The following is an 18,355-nucleotide window of genomic DNA, read 5'->3' on the forward strand; positions in this document are numbered from 1 at the left end:
CTCTTTTAAATTTTCAAGGAGCAAAGAATGCTTATTCTGACTCGTCGAGTTGGTGAAACGCTCATGATAGGCGATGAGGTAACAGTTACAGTACTAGGGGTTAAAGGTAACCAAGTTCGTATTGGTGTAAATGCTCCTAAAGAAGTTTCTGTTCACCGTGAAGAAATTTATCAGCGGATTCAGGCCGAAAAATCTCAGCCAACAACTTATTGACTCTAAGTTGGCGTCCTATCTCTGTCAGAACCGGGCGCCATTTTTGAGGGATCTCACCTCTGTTGGTATTTTTTGTCTTGCTAGTTTCTTAACTTCTTGTCTATTTTCCTCTCTTTTTTGTTTTTCTATCGTAAGAACAGAGTATTCCTATCATGTTATTGTGGCGAATAATGATTTGCATGCACTTTCTTTAATTGAAGGTGTAATAGTTTGCTGCTGACAAAGTACACTTTTTGGTGTCAAACTACACATCTTGTGTGTGAAGTGTTCAAACAAACACAGGTTTAGAAAAATTGTTTGACTTATAAGTCTGGGAAAGTAATATGTGCGCCACGCAGTGACGAGGAGCTTAAACAAAAGTTCTGAGTCGCGATTCGAAAGAAAGCGTACGGTGAGATGGCCGAGAGGCTGAAGGCGCTCCCCTGCTAAGGGAGTATGCGGTCAAAAGCTGCATCGAGGGTTCGAATCCCTCTCTCACCGCCATTTAAACCACGCATCCATAGCTCAGCTGGATAGAGTACTCGGCTACGAACCGAGCGGTCGGAGGTTCGAATCCTTCTGGATGCGCCATATTTAACCTTGAGATGAAGTCATCTGAGGTGCCATTTAGGTAATCGAAGCAACTACTGCCTTTTACCAGAGTGAAAAACTGAACACGCATCCATAGCTCAGCTGGATAGAGTACTCGGCTACGAACCGAGCGGTCGGAGGTTCGAATCCTTCTGGATGCGCCAATTTAACCTTGAGATGAAACCATCCGAGGTACCATTCAGGTAATCGAAGCAACTACTGCCTTTTACCAGAGTAAAAAACTGAACATGCATCCATAGCTCAGCTGGATAGAGTACTCGGCTACGAACCGAGCGGTCGGAGGTTCGAATCCTTCTGGATGCGCCATATCAAGCCCTGCTTAAACAGCAGGGCTTTTTCTTTTTTAGTGGTTTGTGTTGCCATAACCAACCCATTCCTCGTTCTCTGTATGACGCTGACATATTTTCGCTGCCATACCCAATGGATTTCAAGATGCATCGCGACGGCAAAGGAGCGAATCCCCAGGAGCATAGATAACTATGTGATCGGGGTGAGTGAGTGCAGCCAATAAAGAGGCAATTTGAAAGATGACGGGTATATATCTAATCAGCGACAATTTGGCTTGTTTAAGATAAAGTAACCCCTTATAAAAATTCTTCTAAAACACTACGGGAGGTCGAATTGATCCCGGACGTATCAAGGGCTTTATCATGGCTAGAGGCGCATCCGACAATTTTAAAGGGAATTCGTCGCGGTGTTGAACGTGAAACATTACGTATTACTTCAGATGGTAGTTTAGCCATAACAGAACATCCTAAAACACTTGGTGCAGCGCTTACGCATAAATGGATTACTACTGACTTTGCTGAGTCATTGTTGGAATTCATAACACCAGCTGGTGATGATATAAAATATACGATTTCTTTTCTTAGCGATATTCATCGTCACACGGCGCGTGTGCTGGACAAAGAAAAAATGTGGCCATTAAGTATGCCATGCTTTATTGATGCGGAAGAGAACATTACTCTGGCTCAATATGGTGCATCGAATGTTGGTCGCTATAAGACTTTATACCGCGAAGGGTTGAAAAATCGTTATGGCGCGTTGATGCAGACCATATCCGGGGTTCATTATAATTTTTCATTGCCAATTGAGTTTTGGCGTGCTTGGGTTGGTGTTGAAGATGCAGAGAGTGGTAAAGAACAGATCTCTAATGGCTATTTCCGTTTGATCCGTAACTATTATCGCTTTGGATGGGTGATCCCATACTTGTTTGGTGCTTCTCCGGCAATTTGTTCCTCGTTCTTACGTGGAAGAGAGACTTCTTTTCTTTTTGAACGGACAGAAGATGGAACTTGTTATCTGCCTTATGCGACTTCACTAAGAATGAGTAACTTGGGGTACACCAATAAATCACAGAGCGATCTGAATATTACGTTTAATAACTTACATACCTATATTGACGGGCTGAAAAAAGCGATTCACAAGCCATCTGACGAGTTTGCTAAATTGGGCACTAAGCAAGGTGATAAACATATTCAGCTCAATACCAACGTCTTACAAATTGAAAATGAGTTGTATGCGCCAATCCGACCTAAGCGTGTCACTAGAGGGAATGAATCGCCTTCTGACGCTTTGTTGCGTGGGGGAGTGGAATATATCGAAGTTCGTTCATTAGATATTAATCCATTTGCCGCGATTGGTGTCAATGAAACACAAATTCGTTTTCTTGACCTATTCTTAATATGGTGTGTGCTTGCCGAAGCGCCGGAAATGGGCAGTGATGAATTAGATTGTTGCCGTAAGAACTGGAATAGAGTGATCCTTGAAGGGCGTAAACCTGGGCAAATGATTGGTCTTGGTTGTGGAAGTGTGGAAGAGCCGTTAGCAAAAGTTGGCAAAAAGTTATTTAGTGACTTGAAACGGGTTGCTGCAATATTGGATAGTTGTTCTGGCACGCAGTATCAAAAGGTTTGCGAAGAATTAATTGCTACGTTTGATGATTCATCACTGACTTTATCAGCTCGCGTGCTGGAAAAAATGAAGAGTCAGGGCATTGGTGGCTTTGGACTGGAACTAGCAGATGAATACCATCAGCAACTGATCAGTGAAAAATATGAGGTTATTAGCGACGAACAGTTTGCTATAGAACGCAGGGCCTCTGTAGAGCGACAAGACGCGTTGGAACGTGAGGATACGATGAGTTTTGATGAGTATCTGAAACAACAGACAGGATGCTAGAAAAGAAAATGACCACAAGTAAAAGTGGCCAAAGAGGGTTTTCTAGAGAATAGGGATAATAGTGACGCGTGTTTCATTCTTTATGACCGGTGGCAGATGAAAAAGTTTCATTTGCTTGAAGAAAAATCTGAATTTTTTGTGGAGATGAAGAAATGCCTTTACTGGATAGTTTTACTGTTGACCATACTCGAATGAATGCGCCAGCCGTAAGAGTTGCTAAGACTATGAAAACGCCTCATGGCGACACCATCACAGTTTTCGACTTACGTTTCTGCATACCCAATAAACAGGTTATGCCTGAAAAGGGTATTCATACACTTGAACATTTGTTTGCTGGTTTTATGCGCAATCACCTCAATGGTGAGGGCGTTGAAATTATTGATATATCGCCAATGGGATGTCGAACAGGTTTTTATATGAGCTTGATTGGCGAACCGGCAGAAGTACGTGTTGCAGACGCATGGAAAGCGGCTATGGCTGATGTCTTGAAAGTGAAAGATCAGAGCCAGATCCCGGAACTAAATATTTATCAATGCGGTACTTATCACATGCATTCACTGACAGAGGCTCAGGATATTGCACATCATATTCTTGATTCAGACGTCCTCGTTAATAAGAATGATGAGTTAGCATTGCCAGAAGAAAAACTGACCGAATTGAAAGTGTAGTTCCATAGTAGTGATAATATTTCGGGTTCCTGAGATTATTAACAGGAATTTGCCGTTGGAGGTGCGCGCCTCCAACGGTGTCAATTTTCCGCAGCGATTTAAATGACTTGTGCTTTTTGATCAGAAAATAGGCTGATGGGAGTGACGCGAACTTGTTTAATGACATTATCGTTCACTGAAAGTACTTCAAAATTATATTTGCCGATTTGCACTTGTACATTAAGTGCGGGTATTTCTCCCAACTCTTCAAGCACCATACCATTAACCGTTCGTGGTCCATCAACAGGCAATGCCCAGTTGAAGGCTTTATTTAATTCGCGGATATTGGCTGTCCCGTCAACCAAAATAGTCCCATCGCTTTGTGGTGAAACTTCTTCTGCCAGAGAAGGAGACATTGATGTTGTAAAATCACCGACAATCTCTTCGAGGATATCTTCAACAGTGACCAGACCTTGAATATCACCATATTCATCAACGATGAGCCCGGCCTTCTCCTTATTACGTTGGAAATTCACTAACTGGATATTAAGTGGCGTGCTGACGGGGACATAGTAGATTTTATCTGCTGCTTTGATCAGGTTTCTTTTGGTGAACTCTTTTTTTTCTGTCATCAATCGGTAAGCTTCACGCACACGAAGCATACCAATGGCATCATCAAGTGAATCACGGTAAAGCACGATCCGGCCATGAGGAGAATGAGTTAATTGCCGAATGATGGATTTCCAGTCATCATTAATATCAATGCCAACAATTTCATTACGGGGAACCATAATGTCGCCGATTGTGACTTTTTCCAGATCTAAAATTGAAATCAGCATATCCTGATGTTGCTGTGATAGCTTGGCATTTGATTCATGCACAATAGTGCGAAGTTCATCTTTACTCATTGCGTGACTGGAGCCAGTAGGTTGTTTGATACCAAGGCAACGCATTAACAATAAAGTAATTTTATTTAGCACCCAGACTAACGGCAGCATGATTTTCTGTAACGGGCGGAGCAAAAAACTACTCGGAAAAGCGACTTTTTCAGGATAGAGGGCGGCTATCGTTTTTGGCATAACTTCAGAAAATATCAGCACAATAAAGGTCAGAATACCGGTTGCGATAGCAACTCCGGCATCGCCATAAAGACGCATACCAATAATAGTCGCGAGTGCTGAGGCAAGAATATTAACCAGATTGTTACCGATAAGAATCAGGCTGATGAGCTGCTCAGGATGACGAAGTAATGCTTCAACTCTGCGGGCAGAGTGATTCCCTTGCTTTGCCAGATGACGTAAGCGATAACGATTCATTGTCATCATACCTGTCTCGGAAGCGGAGAAATAAGCTGAGACAATGACCATGATGATTAAAATAATCAGTAATGTGCTTGTTGAGACATGCTCCAAAGCAGAATTCCTTCCAAGTATTGATTGAACATCATACTGCTAGTAAACCATGATTTCCTGTAATAATCGATTACCGAAATAGGCGAGTGTCAGGGTAAATGCGCCGATCAGATTAAACCAGATAACGCGTTTACCGCGCCATCCATCATGGTAGTGGCCCCATAGTAAAACAATGTAAACAAACCATGCGATAATAGACAAAATTGCTTTATGGATGTTTTCGCTACTGAAAATATTATCCATATAGAGGATGCCGGTGCAGAGCGTCAGCGTTAGCAATATTACGCCAAGCTGGGTGATATGAAACATTTTGCGTTCAATGAACATTAAGGGAGGCATATCTGGCGTAAAAGTGAGCTTTTTATTTTTAAGCTGATGATCCAACCACCCAAGCTGTAATGCATATAATGCAGCGATAAGTAAAGTTGCATAACCAAGAAGTGCCAACCCAATATGGATAGATAATTCAAAGCTGGTCTCCAGATGGGTGATAAATTCACCGGGCATAAGACTCGCTAAGACCAAATTTATCATGGAAAAACTGTAAACAATGGGTAGCAGGAACCAGGCACGGCCGTGAGAAGCAACAATTGTCATTATGATACAAGTCAGTAAACTGACAATAGAACCTAGGTTTAGAAGAGTGAGGTTTTGCCCGCTGCTGACGTGGAATATCTGGTGTTTAAGTGCAATCGCATGGCAAATTAAAGCGACAATCGCGGAAAGTAGTGCCAGCCTGCGGTATCCTTTCGGTTTCCGCAGCAAGCCGGGAATAATCAGTACCAGGCTGAATAAATAAGCGAATGAAGAAATTATAGAAAATACTGGCATAGCATTAGTCGTTTTAGCGATAGTCTTAGGTTGAATTAAAGCTTAAGTATACCGCCAGCAAGGATAGCCTCCAACCGTTGTTAATCATCGATGTGAATCTCTGTGCAGAGATCCCTTTCCATCGTGTTATAATTTGCGGAATACGCCTTACAGGTAGCCCATTTTTAAAAATTGAGCAGAGACAATGTTTGATAATTTAACCGACAGACTATCGCGCACATTGCGCAATATCAGTGGCCGTGGGCGACTGACCGAAGATAATATTAAAGAGACACTGCGTGAAGTTCGCATGGCTTTACTTGAAGCTGACGTCGCATTGCCTGTAGTGCGTGATTTTATTTCATGTGTTAAAGAGAGCGCGGTAGGCCACGAGGTTAATAAAAGCCTGACTCCCGGCCAAGAGTTTGTCAAAATTGTTCAGAATGAACTCGTTAAGGCGATGGGTGAAGTTAACAGTGAACTGAATCTTTCTACTCAGCCGCCTGCTGTCGTATTAATGGCAGGTCTACAAGGTGCAGGTAAAACGACCAGCGTTGCCAAGCTAGGCAGCTTTCTGAAAGGAAAACAGAAGAAAAAAGTTTTGGTGGTATCTGCTGACGTCTATCGTCCAGCGGCTATCAAACAGCTTGAAACCTTGGCGCAGGCAGTTGGTATTGATTTCTACCCTTCTGATGCTCAGGAAAAACCCGTTGATATCGTGACTCAAGCGGTACAGCACGCCAAATTGAAATTCTATGATGTGCTTTTGGTGGATACGGCGGGTCGTCTGCATGTTGACGAAGCTATGATGGATGAAATCAAGCAGGTTCATAAAGCCATCAATCCAGTAGAAACCCTATTTGTTGTTGATGCAATGACGGGGCAGGATGCGGCTAATACCGCGAAAGCTTTCAATGAAGCATTGCCACTGACGGGTGTCGTGTTAACGAAAGTCGATGGTGATGCCCGTGGCGGTGCTGCGCTATCCATCCGTCATATTACCGGTAAGCCGATTAAATTTCTGGGTGTTGGTGAAAAAACGGATGCACTGGAGCCATTCCATCCGGATCGTATTGCCTCTCGCATCCTTGGAATGGGTGATGTTCTCTCCCTGATTGAAGAGATTGAAAGTAAAGTCGATCGCACTCAGGCCGAAAAATTGGCTTCTAAATTAAAAAAAGGTGACGGCTTCGATTTAAATGATTTTCTAGATCAGCTAAAGCAGATGCGTAACATGGGGGGAATGGCCAGCATGTTAAGCAAAATGCCGGGGATGTCTCAAGTGCCAGATGCAGTGAAATCCCAGATGGATGATAAAATTCTGGTGAAAATGGAAGCGATTATCAATTCCATGACGCGTAAAGAGCGACAAAAACCAGAAATAATCAAAGGTTCTCGTAAACGTCGTATTGCCAGTGGTTCGGGCACTCAGGTTCAGGATGTTAACCGCTTGCTTAAACAATTCGATGAAATGCAGCGCATGATGAAAAAGATGAAAAAAGGCGGTCTGGCAAAAATGATGCGTGGTATGAAAGGCATGATGCCACCCGGATTTATGGGCCGTTAATCGATAAAGTCTCGAAGAATATCCACTTTGGATTGCTTTTTGCGCCAAAGTGAGTAAACTTTTCGGGCTTTTTATCTGACAACCGGACTTCGTTCCTCGATGAAGTCTGGTTGTTTTGTTAACTAATGAGGATGTTATGGTAACAATTCGTTTAGCTCGTGGCGGCGCCAAAAAGCGTCCGTTTTACCAAGTAGTCGTGACCGATAGCCGCAGCCCGCGTGATGGTCGCTTTATCGAGCGTGTTGGCTTCTTCAACCCTATTGCAACAGGGAAAGCAGAAGCATTACGTTTAGATCTGGACCGTATTGAACATTGGATTGGTCTGGGTGCAACTGTGTCTGATCGTGTTTCTACACTGATCAAAGACGCCAAAAAAGTAGCTTAATCTGTCGCGGTGGTAACTATGAGCAAGCAAACCTGTATTGAACTTCCTGTAAACCCAATTGTATTGGGAAAACTGGGTTCAACGTATGGTATTCGTGGTTGGCTCAGAGTTTTTTCTTCCACCGAACATGCCGAAGACATTTTTGCGTATCAACCGTGGTTTATTCAACGAGCGGGTCGGTGGCAACACATCGAACTGGAAGCCTGGAAACACCACAATCAGGATATGATCATCAAAATTAAAGGTATTGATGATCTGGATGCTGCGAATTCACTGACTAATTGCGAAATTATTGTAGATTCAGAACAACTGCCAGAGCTGGATACGGGTGATTACTACTGGAAAGACTTAATAGGCTGCCAGGTAATCAGCACCGCAGGTTATAACTTGGGGACTGTCAATGACATGATGGAAACCGGTTCTAACGACGTAATGGTAGTTAAAGCAAACCTGAAAGATGCATTCGGTGTCAAGGAACGGCTAATTCCGTTTCTTGATGGGCAGGTTATCAAGAAAGTCGATCTCGCTACTAAAACTATTGAAGTAGATTGGGATCCTGGTTTTTAAACTCCGGTTATAAGCGGTTGAAATGAGTGGGACGCGATAATGTGGATTGGGGTTATTAGCCTGTTTCCTGAAATGTTCCGCGCAATAACCGATTATGGGGTAACTGGCCGGGCAGTGAAAAATGGCCTGTTAAGTATTGAATGCTGGAATCCACGGGATTTTACCTATGACCGGCATCGTACCGTTGACGATCGGCCTTATGGCGGTGGTCCAGGCATGTTGATGATGGTTCAGCCTTTACGGGAAGCCATTCATGCAGCAAAAACTGCGGCAGGCGAAGGTGCAAAAGTGATTTATCTTTCACCTCAGGGGCGCAAACTCAACCAACAAGGGGTTTGTGAGCTGGCAACAAATGAAAAACTGATTTTGATTTGTGGCCGCTATGAAGGGATAGATGAGCGGGTGATCCAAACCGAGATTGACGAAGAGTGGTCTATCGGTGATTACGTGCTCAGCGGTGGTGAAATCCCTGCAATGACGATGATTGACTCAGTTTCTCGGTTCATTCCGGGCGTTCTGGGGCATCAGGCATCAGCGGAGGAGGACTCTTTTGCTGATGGATTGCTGGATTGTCCGCACTATACTCGCCCGGAGGTATTAGATGGTATGGAAGTTCCACCCGTATTGCTGTCTGGAAATCATGCTGAAATTAATCGCTGGCGGATGAAACAATCGCTTGGCCGGACCTGGCTTAGAAGACCTGAACTTCTGGAAAACCTAGCTCTGACTGACGAGCAAAGGATATTGCTAACAGAGTTCCAACGGGAACATCTAACTGAAGCAACTAATTAATCCAGACATATCCCCGAAGGGAATGTCTCTGATATATCAGTTTACCTAGGGTAAGAGAATTATTATGAGCAACATTATTAAACAACTAGAACAAGAGCAGATGAAGCAAGACGTACCTTCATTCCGTCCGGGTGATTCCGTGGAAGTTAAGGTATGGGTCGTAGAAGGTGCTAAGAAACGTCTGCAGGCATTCGAGGGCGTGGTTATCGCTATCCGTAACCGCGGTCTGCACTCTGCATTCACTGTTCGCAAAGTTTCTAACGGCGAAGGTGTTGAGCGTGTATTCCAGACTCACTCCCCAGTCGTAGACAGCATTAACGTTAAACGTCGTGGTGCTGTTCGTAGAGCTAAATTGTACTATCTGCGTGAGCGTTCTGGTAAAGCTGCTCGTATTAAAGAGCGTCTGAACAGTAAATAATACGCTTTCGTTACATCCGAAAGTTATCATTAAAGAGGTCAGCAATTGTGCTGGCCTCTTTTTTTACGCTCAATTTAAAACTGCGTTTTGTCAATTTAAACTGTATTTTGCGGGCGTGGTCATCAATTTGGTTTTGGCTCTGCTATATTTTTAATGACTGTAGTGAAGAATCAGGTTGAATGCGGGTGGGTTTTGGGAGGGTTTTTTATTACGCTCTTCAGGAACGAAATCAATGTTGCCTTTTATGAAGAAGGATATTTACTCATCGATAAATTATTCGGCAATACATTATTATCAGATCGTAATAATCTTAAAGACAATTATTTTGAGAGTCTTATACCCTATGGATTTCAAGATGCATCGCGGCGGCAAGGGAACGAATCCCCGGGAGCATAGATAACTATGTGACCGGGGTGAGTGAGTGCAGCCAACAAAGAAGCAACTTGAAAGATGACGGGTATAGAATAATTTCAGACGTGATTAACTGACTATAAGGATTTGCTTTGAAAACTTTTCAAATACATAACAAAAAAATGGCTTACCGAGATGAAGGTGAAGGTTTCCCGTTATTATTGGGACATAGCTATTTGTTTGATTCTACTATGTGGGCACCTCAGATCGAGGCGTTAAGTAAACAATACCGGGTGATTGCTCCTGATCTCTGGGGGCATGGAAACTCGGAAGAGTTACCGGAACAACATAGCACTTTGGCTGATTTAGCTCGGGATTACCTGGCGTTGATGGATCAACTTGGCATTGAAGAATTCGCTATCATTGGCTTATCTGCTGGTGGTATGTGGGGAATTGAGTTGGTCGATATGGCACCGGACAGAGTTAAAGCACTGGTTTTGATGGATACCTTTGTCGGATTAGAACCTGAAGTGACTTATACAAAATACGTTGCCATGTTGGATGCGATAGAGCAGGTTGGTGCAATTCCTCAATCTATTTTGCAACAGCAGATAGTGCCAGCCTTCTTTAGCCAGCAACCGGCTCAGCATTTGGTTGATGAATTAACTCAGCGTCTGGTCGCCATTCCTGCGGAAATATTGCGCAATAGTATTGTTCCGTTAGGTAGAATAATATTTGGGCGTGAAGATAGAACTCATTTGTTGGAAAAATTAGATATTCCGTCACTTGTTATTACTGGTGAACAAGATACGCCTCGCCCGCCTCTGGAGGGTTATTTGATGGCTGAAATATTGCACTGTGATCATATTATTATCCAGGATGCAGGGCATATTTCTACATTGGAGCAACCCTATAAAGTTAATCAGGAATTAATTGCTTTTTTACAGCAAGCTTTGTAACAATTACTTTAATCTGTGTAACAGGTATTTTAATAAAGAGGCCGGATTTTCCGGCCCTAGTGTATTAAATTTAAAAGAGTGATATAAATTTTTTCATCACAATATAATTTTCATAATATTTTATGGGCACTATTCAGTAACTTTATGTGAAATATAAAATAAGATTATTGATATTATCTATTTTTAGTAATGAAAATGAGGTAAATATATTTTTACCTGATGATTTTAAATGGGAAATAAAGGGTTAATAATCATAAAATATTGCCTAAAATATTTCTCTCTTGTGTTTTGATATTGATTTTATTTTAAGATAACCATTTATAATATTTTTCTATATGAAATAATTTTAATCTTATTAATTAGTTATAGAATAGATTTATCACTAAATTGACTCTTTTTTTATTTTTTGTAAACAATAATTTACAGTGTTTTGGATTTGTTTACACTTTTGGATTGTATTCTTTACGACGCGTGATATGTTATTGGTCAAATGCATAAAAACAAATGAGTACAGAATGATAATTTGAGGAGAAAATCGACATGTTCATGCAAAGAGATGCACTTAATAACGTTCACATCAGTGGTGAGCAAATTCTTATCACCCCAAAAGAATTAAAGCAACAATACCCACTGAGTGATGATGATCTGCATGTTATTGCAAATGCACGTAAAACAATTGCGGATATTATTCAGCGCCGTGATCCCCGTTTGCTGGTAGTGTGTGGTCCTTGCTCTATTCATGACGTGGATGCGGCGCTGGATTATGCTCACCGTTTGGCCGCTCTTTCTGCTGAATTGAGTGATAGCTTGTACATTGTCATGCGTGTCTATTTTGAAAAGCCTCGAACAACAGTGGGTTGGAAAGGTCTTATTAATGATCCATACATGGATGGTTCATTTGATGTGGAAGCTGGCCTGCATATTGCCCGCCGCTTACTACTTAGTTTAGTGAAAATGGGATTGCCTCTTGCAACAGAAGCTTTAGATCCGAATAGCCCACAATATTTGGGGGATTTATTCAGTTGGTCTGCAATTGGTGCGAGAACCACAGAATCCCAGACACACCGGGAAATGGCTTCAGGTTTATCTATGCCGGTTGGTTTCAAAAATGGGACTGACGGTAGCTTGAACACGGCAATTAATGCGATGTGTGCAGCCGCTATGCCACATCGTTTTGTGGGAATAAACCAGTCGGGGCAGGTGTGTTTATTACAAACGCAAGGAAACCCGAATGGACATATTATCTTGCGTGGTGGTAAGACCCCTAATTACAGTGTTCAACATGTAATGGAATGTGAACAGCAAATGATGCAGGCTGGATTATTGCCATCCTTGATGATTGATTGTAGTCATGGTAACTCTAATAAGGATTTTCGTCGCCAAAGTTTGGTTGTAGATTCTGTTGCGGATCAGATCATTTCAGGTAATCAATCTATTACTGGCATTATGTTGGAGAGCCATATTAATGAAGGTAACCAATCTTCTGAGCAACCGCGTAGTGAAATGAAATATGGTGTATCAGTCACTGACGCGTGTATTAGTTGGCAGACGACAGAAGCAGTTCTAAGAAAATTACATCAGCAAATTAGCATGCAATTGTCGCAAAGAATGGCAGTATTGAAAAAAGCGGGATAATAAATATGGCGGCTGAATTATCTCAATTGCGGGATAAGATTGATGAAGTGGATAAAGCTTTGCTGGGCTTGCTGGCAAAGCGTCTGGAATTGGTTGCAGAGATTGGTGAGGTAAAAAGTCAGAATGGGCTGTCAATTTATGCACCTGACAGAGAAATGGCGATGCTTGCTTCACGTCGGCAGGAGGCCGAAGAGTTTGGTGTTCCACCGGATTTAATTGAGGATATTCTGCGCCGCATTATGCGGGAGTCTTATACCAGTGAGAATAACAAAGGGTTTAAAACGCTTTGCCCTCAATTGGGGCCGATAGTCATTGTTGGTGGCTTGGGCAAAATGGGGAAACTATTTGGCCGTTTGTTAACTTTGTCTGGTTATGAAGTCAGAAATCTGGAACCACAAGATTGGCCTAACGCGGAACAAATTCTGGCGGGAGTGGGGATGGTGATTATCAGTGTACCTATTCATTTGACAGAAGAAGTTATTCGCCGTTTACCGCCATTACCTGACCATTGCATTTTGGTGGACTTAGCGTCCGTTAAACAGCAGCCATTACAGGCTATGCTTGATGTGCATAAAGGTCCAGTGTTGGGATTACATCCTATGTTTGGGCCGGATGTCGGTAGTTTGGTAAAACAAGTTGTTGTTTACTGTGACGGACGTCAAGAGGAAGCTTATCAATGGTTTTTAGAACAGTTGTTAATTTGGGGGGCTTGCTTGCATCAAATGAGCCCTGAACAGCATGATAAAAACATGAGCTTTATTCAGGCGTTGCGCCATTTCACGACATTTGCTTATGGGCAACATCTCGCACAGGAAGGGGCGGATTTACAACAACTGTTATCAATATCTTCACCTATTTACCGTTTGGAATTGATCATGGTCGGGCGCTTATTTGCGCAAGATCCCCAGCTCTACGCGGATATTATTATGTCATCACCAGAGAATATTGATCTTATACGCCGTTATCATCAAAGTTTTGGACAAGCGTTAGAGATATTGGAAAGCCAGGACAAACGGGCTTTTGTCAGCAGTTTTGAAGATGTTAGTGAATGGTTTGGTGATTATGCACCTCGTTTTATGAGGGAAAGCAGGGTATTGCTTCAACAAGCGAATGATAGTCGCCAATAATTAAAAATAACTGGATATGACAATATCCGGTTCTTTTTGTTGACTAATAACCCCGAAAGTAACTGAGTTATTATTTGGTTAAATTATTTATTTGCGGATTTTGTTACATCGATTATTTAACTGGTTTAGGGGGATTTATTCTCCGGTTGAAAACGTTATTAAAGACGGCTTCTTTTTGGAGATATATTTTCTGGTAAACGGATAAACCTATTCATATTTTCATTTGTCTTTTTTCGAGGTATGTAAGCATTGATAAAGTCAGTTTTTATTTCTTATTTATCGCTGATAGTTTTATGATCGGCAGTTTTTAAATTATTATTAAACGTCATGGTGTTAACTTATGGGTTTAATCGGCATACGATTTTAATCGTGTTTTAACCCCCCCTTTTAACAGTTGTTTTTCCCTCTTTTAATGCCCTTTTTTACTAAGTTTAACCATCATGGTATGTCGGTGTTTTACGCTCAATGAATATTAATCATATTCGTTTTAAGCATTAAAAAAACCGGTTTTTATTTCTTATTTTTTACTGATGGTTTTACGATGGGCAGTTTTTAAATTATTATTAAACGTCATGGTGTTAACTTCTGGGTTTAATCGGCATACGGTTTTAATTGTGTTTTAACCCCCTTTTTAACAGTTGTTTTTCCCTCTTTTAATGCCTTTTTTATTAAAGTTTAACCATCATGGTATGTTGGTGTTTTACGCTCAATGAATATTAATCATATTCGTTTTAAGCATTAACAAAATCGGTTTTTATTTCTTATTTTTTACTGATGGTTTTACGATGGGCAGTTTTTTAATTATTATTAAACGTCATGGTGTTAACTTCTGGGTTTAATCGGCATACGATTTTAATTGTGTTTTAACCCCCCCTTTTTTAACAGTTGTTTTTCCCTCTTTTAATGTCTTTTTTATTAAAGTTTAACCATCATGGTATGTTGGTGTTTTACGCTCAATGAATATTAATCATATTCGTTTTAAGCATTAACAAAACCGGTTTTTATTTCTTATTTTTTACTGATGGTTTTACGATCGGCAGTTTTTAAATTATTATTAAACGTCATGGTGTTAACTTCTGGGTTTAATCGGCATACGATTTTAATCGTGTTTTAACCCCCCCTTTTAACAGTTGTTTTTCCCTCTTTTAATGCCTTTTTTATTAAAGTTTAACCATCATGGTATGTTGGTATTTTACGCTCAATGAATATTAATCATATTCGTTTTAAGCATTAACAAAACCGGTTTTTATTTCTTATTTCTTATTTCTTATTTTTTACTGATGGTTTTACGATCGGCAGTTTTTAAATTATTATTAAACGTCATGGTGTTAACTTCTGGGTTTAATCGGCATACGGTTTTAATCGTGTTTTAACCCCCTTTTAACAGTTGTTTTTCCCTCTTTTAATGCCCTTTTTTATTAAGTTTAACCATCATGGTATGTCGGTGTTTTACGCTCAATGAATATTAATCATATTCGTTTTAAGCATTAACAAAATCGGTTTTTATTTCTTATTTTTTACTGATGGTTTTACGATCGGCAGTTTTTAAATTATTATTAAACGTCATGGTGTTAACTTCTGGATTTAATCGGTATACGGGTTTAACCATGTTTTACCCTTTTTTATTGCGTTATTTTTATAACTTGCTTCGTAAAATAATTGGGATATAGCATCGCTGATGAATAAATTAAATATGGCGGGAATAGGCTTTATTTAGATGCCCCTTACTTTTTAAAAATTTGGCATTAATGGATATCTGTTTTTTTAACACTTTTTTGATTAATAACCGAGTTAATCACCGATAAAAAGGCGCTTGCGAACGCCCCAAAAAGCGAATGCAAGCAAAAAAGGAAAGTAAATAAGATTAAAACTTGTGAGGTTATTCTCATTCTGAGGTTTTTTATTTTTTAATTAAAAATTCATTTAATGAATGACCTTCATTGAGTAGTTTTTGTAAACCTGATGGTTTTTTTCCGTTTCCTGACCAGTATTTAACTTCTCCATTCTCGTTAAACTGATACTTAGGTTTTCTCGTCTTTCCTTTTCCTGCATTTGATTTTTTAGGTTTAAAATCAGAGAGGGTAATAGGTATGTTAATGGTTTTAAGATTAAGGCCGGTTTCTTCAATCAGCCTTAATATTTCTAAACGTTTTTGTTCTTTTTGTTCCGCTTCTAAACTCATTAATCTGAAGGTTTCTTTGCTGTCTTGAACGACTATCTCTAATGCTTTGTAAACATCTTCTAACCATTCAACATCTTTTGTTTGAGCAAATCTTCTTAACACGGACATTCTTGATAAATGTTTTGATACAATCTCATATTCTTGTTCTATGGTTAATGTTGTCATTTTGTCACCTTGTTAATAAGTTTAAAACTTGTCTTTTCTGATGTTTTCTCTTCCGGTGTCAGTATAACACCGGATTTTTTACTTGCTTTAAAAAAACTTTAATCATTTCTGTTTTACCTTTAATGATTAAAGTTTTTGCCTTCTTTTTCACGATATGCTTGCCGTTTTTTCCCAGGTTTTAAAACCGTGGTGATAGATAAAACGTGGTTTTTATTAACACCGGTTTTATCACATTCAGATAAAACGTATTTATCCTACGTGAATAAGTGGGAGTTTTTTAATTCCTTATTTTTAGATGGCACGAAAAACGATAACCTATATTATTTAGCCTGAGAAAGTCGGGGTTTACGAAATAAATAAAAAGCCTTTAAACCGAAGGTTAAAGGCAGTAAAAGTTTTCTCATTGATAATCAAAATATTAAAAGCCAATAATCTGAACCGGATATTTTAATACCCGGTTCTTTTTAATCAGGAGGGGTTAACCGGTACCACGCTTTCTGTAGGGTAACATCCCAATACCTTTAATGAATGAGTGATTTTCGCCAATGCTTTCAGAACGTGTTGCATATTAATTGAACGAATATTAGCTTGGACATCAATATAAAACATCTCTTCCCACGGATTTCCGTTGATCGGGCGGGATTCCAGTTTACTCATAATAATATTATGTTTTTTCAGCACCATTAGCGCATCTACCAGTGCTCCTGCCTGCTGTCCGGTTGCCATAATAAATGTCGTTTTGGCCGGTACTTGTTCTGCAACTTCGATAGGCTGACGGGCAACAATAATAAAACGAGTAATATTATGTGATTGATTTGCGAGATTCTGTTCCAGAACCTGTAACTGATAAAGTGCACCGCCCGCTTCACTCCCTAACGCTGCAATTTCTGGTGAATTCTGTTCGGCGACTTTTTGCATCGCTGCGGCAGTGCTTTCGCAATATTTAATTTTCCAATGCGGGAATTGATTAATATATTGGCTACATTGTTGGAATGGTTGAGGGTGACTGTAAACCGTTTTGATCTCCGATAGCGTTGTGTCTGTTGCAACGAGTAGGCAATGGTTAATAGGAATGGTTATTTCTCCCACAATTGACAAATTGGTATGTTGCAATAAGTCATAAACATCATTGATGGAACCCGAGCTGGTATTTTCAATGGGTAACATTCCGTAATCCGCTTGGCCTGTTTCAACCAAGGAGAAGATATCCTGGAACTTATGGCAGCTACATTCAATTAATTGATTGAAATGGCGGGCGGCATATTGGCGGGCTGCGATATGAGAGTAGGAACCTCTAGGACCGAGGAATGCAATACGTGCTGAATCTTGGGGTGTTTGATTTAGGTGTTGCTGCAATAATGCTTGTTGAGTGAGGACGGAATCTTCAATGATCATCTGAAAGAGACGAGAAATATAAAAGCCATCAAGCCCGTAGCTTTTTCCTTTTTTAATCAGAACATCTAGTAGTTCTCGTTCGCGATCCTTGTCTCTGATAGGGCGATTATCCTGTAACTTAGTTTGGGCAATATCAAAAGCTAATTGGCGACGCTCTGCTAATAAAATCAGTAACTTTAAATCAAGTTCGCTGACTTTTTCCCGTATTTTCAGCAAATTATTTTGATCCATAAATGGGTTCCTTACATTCTGATAATAATTAGGTTTGCAATGGACAGAAAAAAGCCTCCCGATGGGGAGGCGCTGTATTCATCATATTCTCATATTCATAGTTTGTGTGACTGCTCTTTGCTCAATCGGGCGAAGCTTCCCATGTTATCGGCAGCCGTCCGCACTGGATAAGGGTTTACGGTGGTTTTTGTTAATTAACCTTATGTTGTTGTTTCTGTCAACAAAAAACGCGTCCAAGTTGGACGCGTTAGAGGCAAGTCATTGTTATTTTATTGTGATATTTCTGGTTCTGTTTCTAGTGGTGTTTCTAGATTAAGGTTTGATTCTTTAACACTGTTGTCAGTACGGCGTGCTTCTCCCTTATGCTGTACTTTATTCAATTGGCGCTCCAGTTTTGTTAATAATTCATTGATAGCAATATACATATCTTCATGCTTTGCACCGGCAACTAACATACCATTTGGTGTACTTATGGTTGCATCAGCCCTAAAAATTTGAGGCCCTTTTGATAGAATAATATGAGGATTTATTAGATTTACTCGCCATTTATTTAGTTTGTTTAACCGTTTTTCGACGTGGTTGCGAATTGCCGGGGTAATCTCCATTTGTTTGCTGGTAATATTCACTATCATATAGTTACCTCTCATTATTGATTATCCACCTTCAATAATTTCAGCATACATTTCTTTTTCATGAAAAAGGTGATCTAAATCACTATTTGATCAGG

At 40.3% G+C, this 18,355-nt stretch carries 16 protein-coding genes and 4 tRNA genes; 15 read left to right on the top strand and 5 right to left on the bottom strand.

Annotated features, from left to right (window positions below; translation table 11 throughout):
• Positions 1–27 precede the first annotated feature (27 nt).
• From csrA to luxS, 7 genes are all read left to right on the top strand, one after another.
• The gene (gene csrA, locus PluTT01m_RS06400) at positions 28–213 is read left to right on the top strand and encodes a carbon storage regulator CsrA (protein ID WP_002209449.1); all 186 of its coding nucleotides are present in this window, start codon (positions 28–30) and stop codon (positions 211–213) included.
• Between the two features lie 390 nt (positions 214–603).
• Positions 604–696, top strand: a tRNA-Ser gene (locus PluTT01m_RS06405).
• 10 nt (positions 697–706) lie between these two features.
• A tRNA-Arg gene (locus tag PluTT01m_RS06410) sits at positions 707–783 on the top strand.
• Between the two features lie 87 nt (positions 784–870).
• Positions 871–947, top strand: a tRNA-Arg gene (locus tag PluTT01m_RS06415).
• An 86-nt stretch (positions 948–1,033) separates the two neighbouring features.
• A tRNA-Arg gene (locus tag PluTT01m_RS06420) sits at positions 1,034–1,110 on the top strand.
• Positions 1,111–1,425: 315 nt separating this feature from the next.
• Positions 1,426–2,985, top strand: coding sequence for a glutamate--cysteine ligase (gene gshA / locus PluTT01m_RS06425; protein WP_011145576.1), 1,560 nt, complete (start codon positions 1,426–1,428; stop codon positions 2,983–2,985).
• A 152-nt stretch (positions 2,986–3,137) separates the two neighbouring features.
• Positions 3,138–3,653 (top strand): S-ribosylhomocysteine lyase, encoded by a 516-nt coding sequence (gene luxS, locus PluTT01m_RS06430; protein ID WP_011145577.1) that lies wholly within the window; start codon positions 3,138–3,140, stop codon positions 3,651–3,653.
• 98 nt (positions 3,654–3,751) lie between these two features.
• Here the strand turns inward: luxS and PluTT01m_RS06435 are convergent, their stop codons facing one another.
• Both PluTT01m_RS06435 and PluTT01m_RS06440 read right to left on the bottom strand, forming a co-directional pair.
• Positions 3,752–5,044 (bottom strand): HlyC/CorC family transporter, encoded by a 1,293-nt coding sequence (locus tag PluTT01m_RS06435; RefSeq protein ID WP_041379976.1) that lies wholly within the window; start codon positions 5,042–5,044, stop codon positions 3,752–3,754.
• Between the two features lie 39 nt (positions 5,045–5,083).
• Positions 5,084–5,875: a cytochrome C assembly family protein gene (locus tag PluTT01m_RS06440; RefSeq protein ID WP_011145579.1), complete on the bottom strand. Its 792-nt coding sequence runs from the start codon at positions 5,873–5,875 to the stop codon at positions 5,084–5,086.
• Between the two features lie 184 nt (positions 5,876–6,059).
• On the opposite strand from PluTT01m_RS06440, the gene ffh reads away from it, so the two are divergent.
• The 8 genes from ffh to tyrA all read left to right on the top strand — a co-directional run bounded on the left by ffh (position 6,060) and on the right by tyrA (position 13,655).
• Complete coding sequence (gene ffh, locus PluTT01m_RS06445) at positions 6,060–7,421, top strand: signal recognition particle protein (RefSeq protein WP_011145580.1); 1,362 nt, start codon at positions 6,060–6,062, stop codon at positions 7,419–7,421.
• Positions 7,422–7,557: 136 nt separating this feature from the next.
• Positions 7,558–7,806: a 30S ribosomal protein S16 gene (gene rpsP, locus PluTT01m_RS06450; protein WP_011145581.1), complete on the top strand. Its 249-nt coding sequence runs from the start codon at positions 7,558–7,560 to the stop codon at positions 7,804–7,806.
• 18 nt (positions 7,807–7,824) lie between these two features.
• Entirely contained in the window at positions 7,825–8,373 is a 549-nt protein-coding gene (rimM, locus tag PluTT01m_RS06455; RefSeq protein WP_011145582.1) for a ribosome maturation factor RimM, read from the top strand.
• A gap of 39 nt (positions 8,374–8,412) precedes the next feature.
• Entirely contained in the window at positions 8,413–9,165 is a 753-nt protein-coding gene (trmD, locus tag PluTT01m_RS06460; protein WP_011145583.1) for a tRNA (guanosine(37)-N1)-methyltransferase TrmD, read from the top strand.
• Between the two features lie 64 nt (positions 9,166–9,229).
• Positions 9,230–9,583: a 50S ribosomal protein L19 gene (gene rplS, locus PluTT01m_RS06465; protein WP_011145584.1), complete on the top strand. Its 354-nt coding sequence runs from the start codon at positions 9,230–9,232 to the stop codon at positions 9,581–9,583.
• A gap of 503 nt (positions 9,584–10,086) precedes the next feature.
• Positions 10,087–10,893: an alpha/beta fold hydrolase gene (locus PluTT01m_RS06470; RefSeq protein WP_011145585.1), complete on the top strand. Its 807-nt coding sequence runs from the start codon at positions 10,087–10,089 to the stop codon at positions 10,891–10,893.
• A gap of 540 nt (positions 10,894–11,433) precedes the next feature.
• Positions 11,434–12,528, top strand: coding sequence for a 3-deoxy-7-phosphoheptulonate synthase (locus PluTT01m_RS06475; RefSeq protein ID WP_041379978.1), 1,095 nt, complete (start codon positions 11,434–11,436; stop codon positions 12,526–12,528).
• A gap of 5 nt (positions 12,529–12,533) precedes the next feature.
• Entirely contained in the window at positions 12,534–13,655 is a 1,122-nt protein-coding gene (gene tyrA / locus PluTT01m_RS06480) for a bifunctional chorismate mutase/prephenate dehydrogenase (RefSeq protein ID WP_011145587.1), read from the top strand.
• Between the two features lie 1,900 nt (positions 13,656–15,555).
• On the opposite strand, the gene PluTT01m_RS06485 is transcribed toward tyrA, so the two are convergent.
• The 3 genes from PluTT01m_RS06485 to raiA form a co-directional block, all read right to left on the bottom strand.
• Entirely contained in the window at positions 15,556–16,002 is a 447-nt protein-coding gene (locus PluTT01m_RS06485; protein ID WP_011145588.1) for an H-NS histone family protein, read from the bottom strand.
• A gap of 468 nt (positions 16,003–16,470) precedes the next feature.
• The gene (gene pheA / locus PluTT01m_RS06490) at positions 16,471–17,628 is read right to left on the bottom strand and encodes a bifunctional chorismate mutase/prephenate dehydratase (protein ID WP_011145589.1); all 1,158 of its coding nucleotides are present in this window, start codon (positions 17,626–17,628) and stop codon (positions 16,471–16,473) included.
• Positions 17,629–17,897: 269 nt separating this feature from the next.
• Positions 17,898–18,260 (bottom strand): ribosome-associated translation inhibitor RaiA, encoded by a 363-nt coding sequence (raiA, locus tag PluTT01m_RS06495; protein ID WP_011145590.1) that lies wholly within the window; start codon positions 18,258–18,260, stop codon positions 17,898–17,900.
• Between the last annotated feature and the right edge of the window lie 95 nt (positions 18,261–18,355).

The organism is Photorhabdus laumondii subsp. laumondii, from assembly GCF_003343245.1.
In the GTDB taxonomy this organism is placed as follows: domain Bacteria; phylum Pseudomonadota; class Gammaproteobacteria; order Enterobacterales; family Enterobacteriaceae; genus Photorhabdus; species Photorhabdus laumondii.

What these genes read in the sequence shown, in the direction of transcription:
- PluTT01m_RS06475 (WP_041379978.1), top strand. Translation starts at nt 11,434, where the DNA reads ATGTTCATGCAAAGAGATGCACTTAATAACGTTCACATCAGTGGTGAG.
- tyrA (WP_011145587.1), top strand. Translation starts at nt 12,534, where the DNA reads ATGGCGGCTGAATTATCTCAATTGCGGGATAAGATTGATGAAGTGGAT.
- rimM (WP_011145582.1), top strand. Translation starts at nt 7,825, where the DNA reads ATGAGCAAGCAAACCTGTATTGAACTTCCTGTAAACCCAATTGTATTG.
- pheA (WP_011145589.1), bottom strand. Translation starts at nt 17,628, where the DNA reads ATGGATCAAAATAATTTGCTGAAAATACGGGAAAAAGTCAGCGAACTT.
- PluTT01m_RS06440 (WP_011145579.1), bottom strand. Translation starts at nt 5,875, where the DNA reads ATGCCAGTATTTTCTATAATTTCTTCATTCGCTTATTTATTCAGCCTG.
- ffh (WP_011145580.1), top strand. Translation starts at nt 6,060, where the DNA reads ATGTTTGATAATTTAACCGACAGACTATCGCGCACATTGCGCAATATC.
- rpsP (WP_011145581.1), top strand. Translation starts at nt 7,558, where the DNA reads ATGGTAACAATTCGTTTAGCTCGTGGCGGCGCCAAAAAGCGTCCGTTT.
- raiA (WP_011145590.1), bottom strand. Translation starts at nt 18,260, where the DNA reads ATGATAGTGAATATTACCAGCAAACAAATGGAGATTACCCCGGCAATT.
- rplS (WP_011145584.1), top strand. Translation starts at nt 9,230, where the DNA reads ATGAGCAACATTATTAAACAACTAGAACAAGAGCAGATGAAGCAAGAC.
- PluTT01m_RS06485 (WP_011145588.1), bottom strand. Translation starts at nt 16,002, where the DNA reads ATGACAACATTAACCATAGAACAAGAATATGAGATTGTATCAAAACAT.
- luxS (WP_011145577.1), top strand. Translation starts at nt 3,138, where the DNA reads ATGCCTTTACTGGATAGTTTTACTGTTGACCATACTCGAATGAATGCG.
- trmD (WP_011145583.1), top strand. Translation starts at nt 8,413, where the DNA reads ATGTGGATTGGGGTTATTAGCCTGTTTCCTGAAATGTTCCGCGCAATA.
- csrA (WP_002209449.1), top strand. Translation starts at nt 28, where the DNA reads ATGCTTATTCTGACTCGTCGAGTTGGTGAAACGCTCATGATAGGCGAT.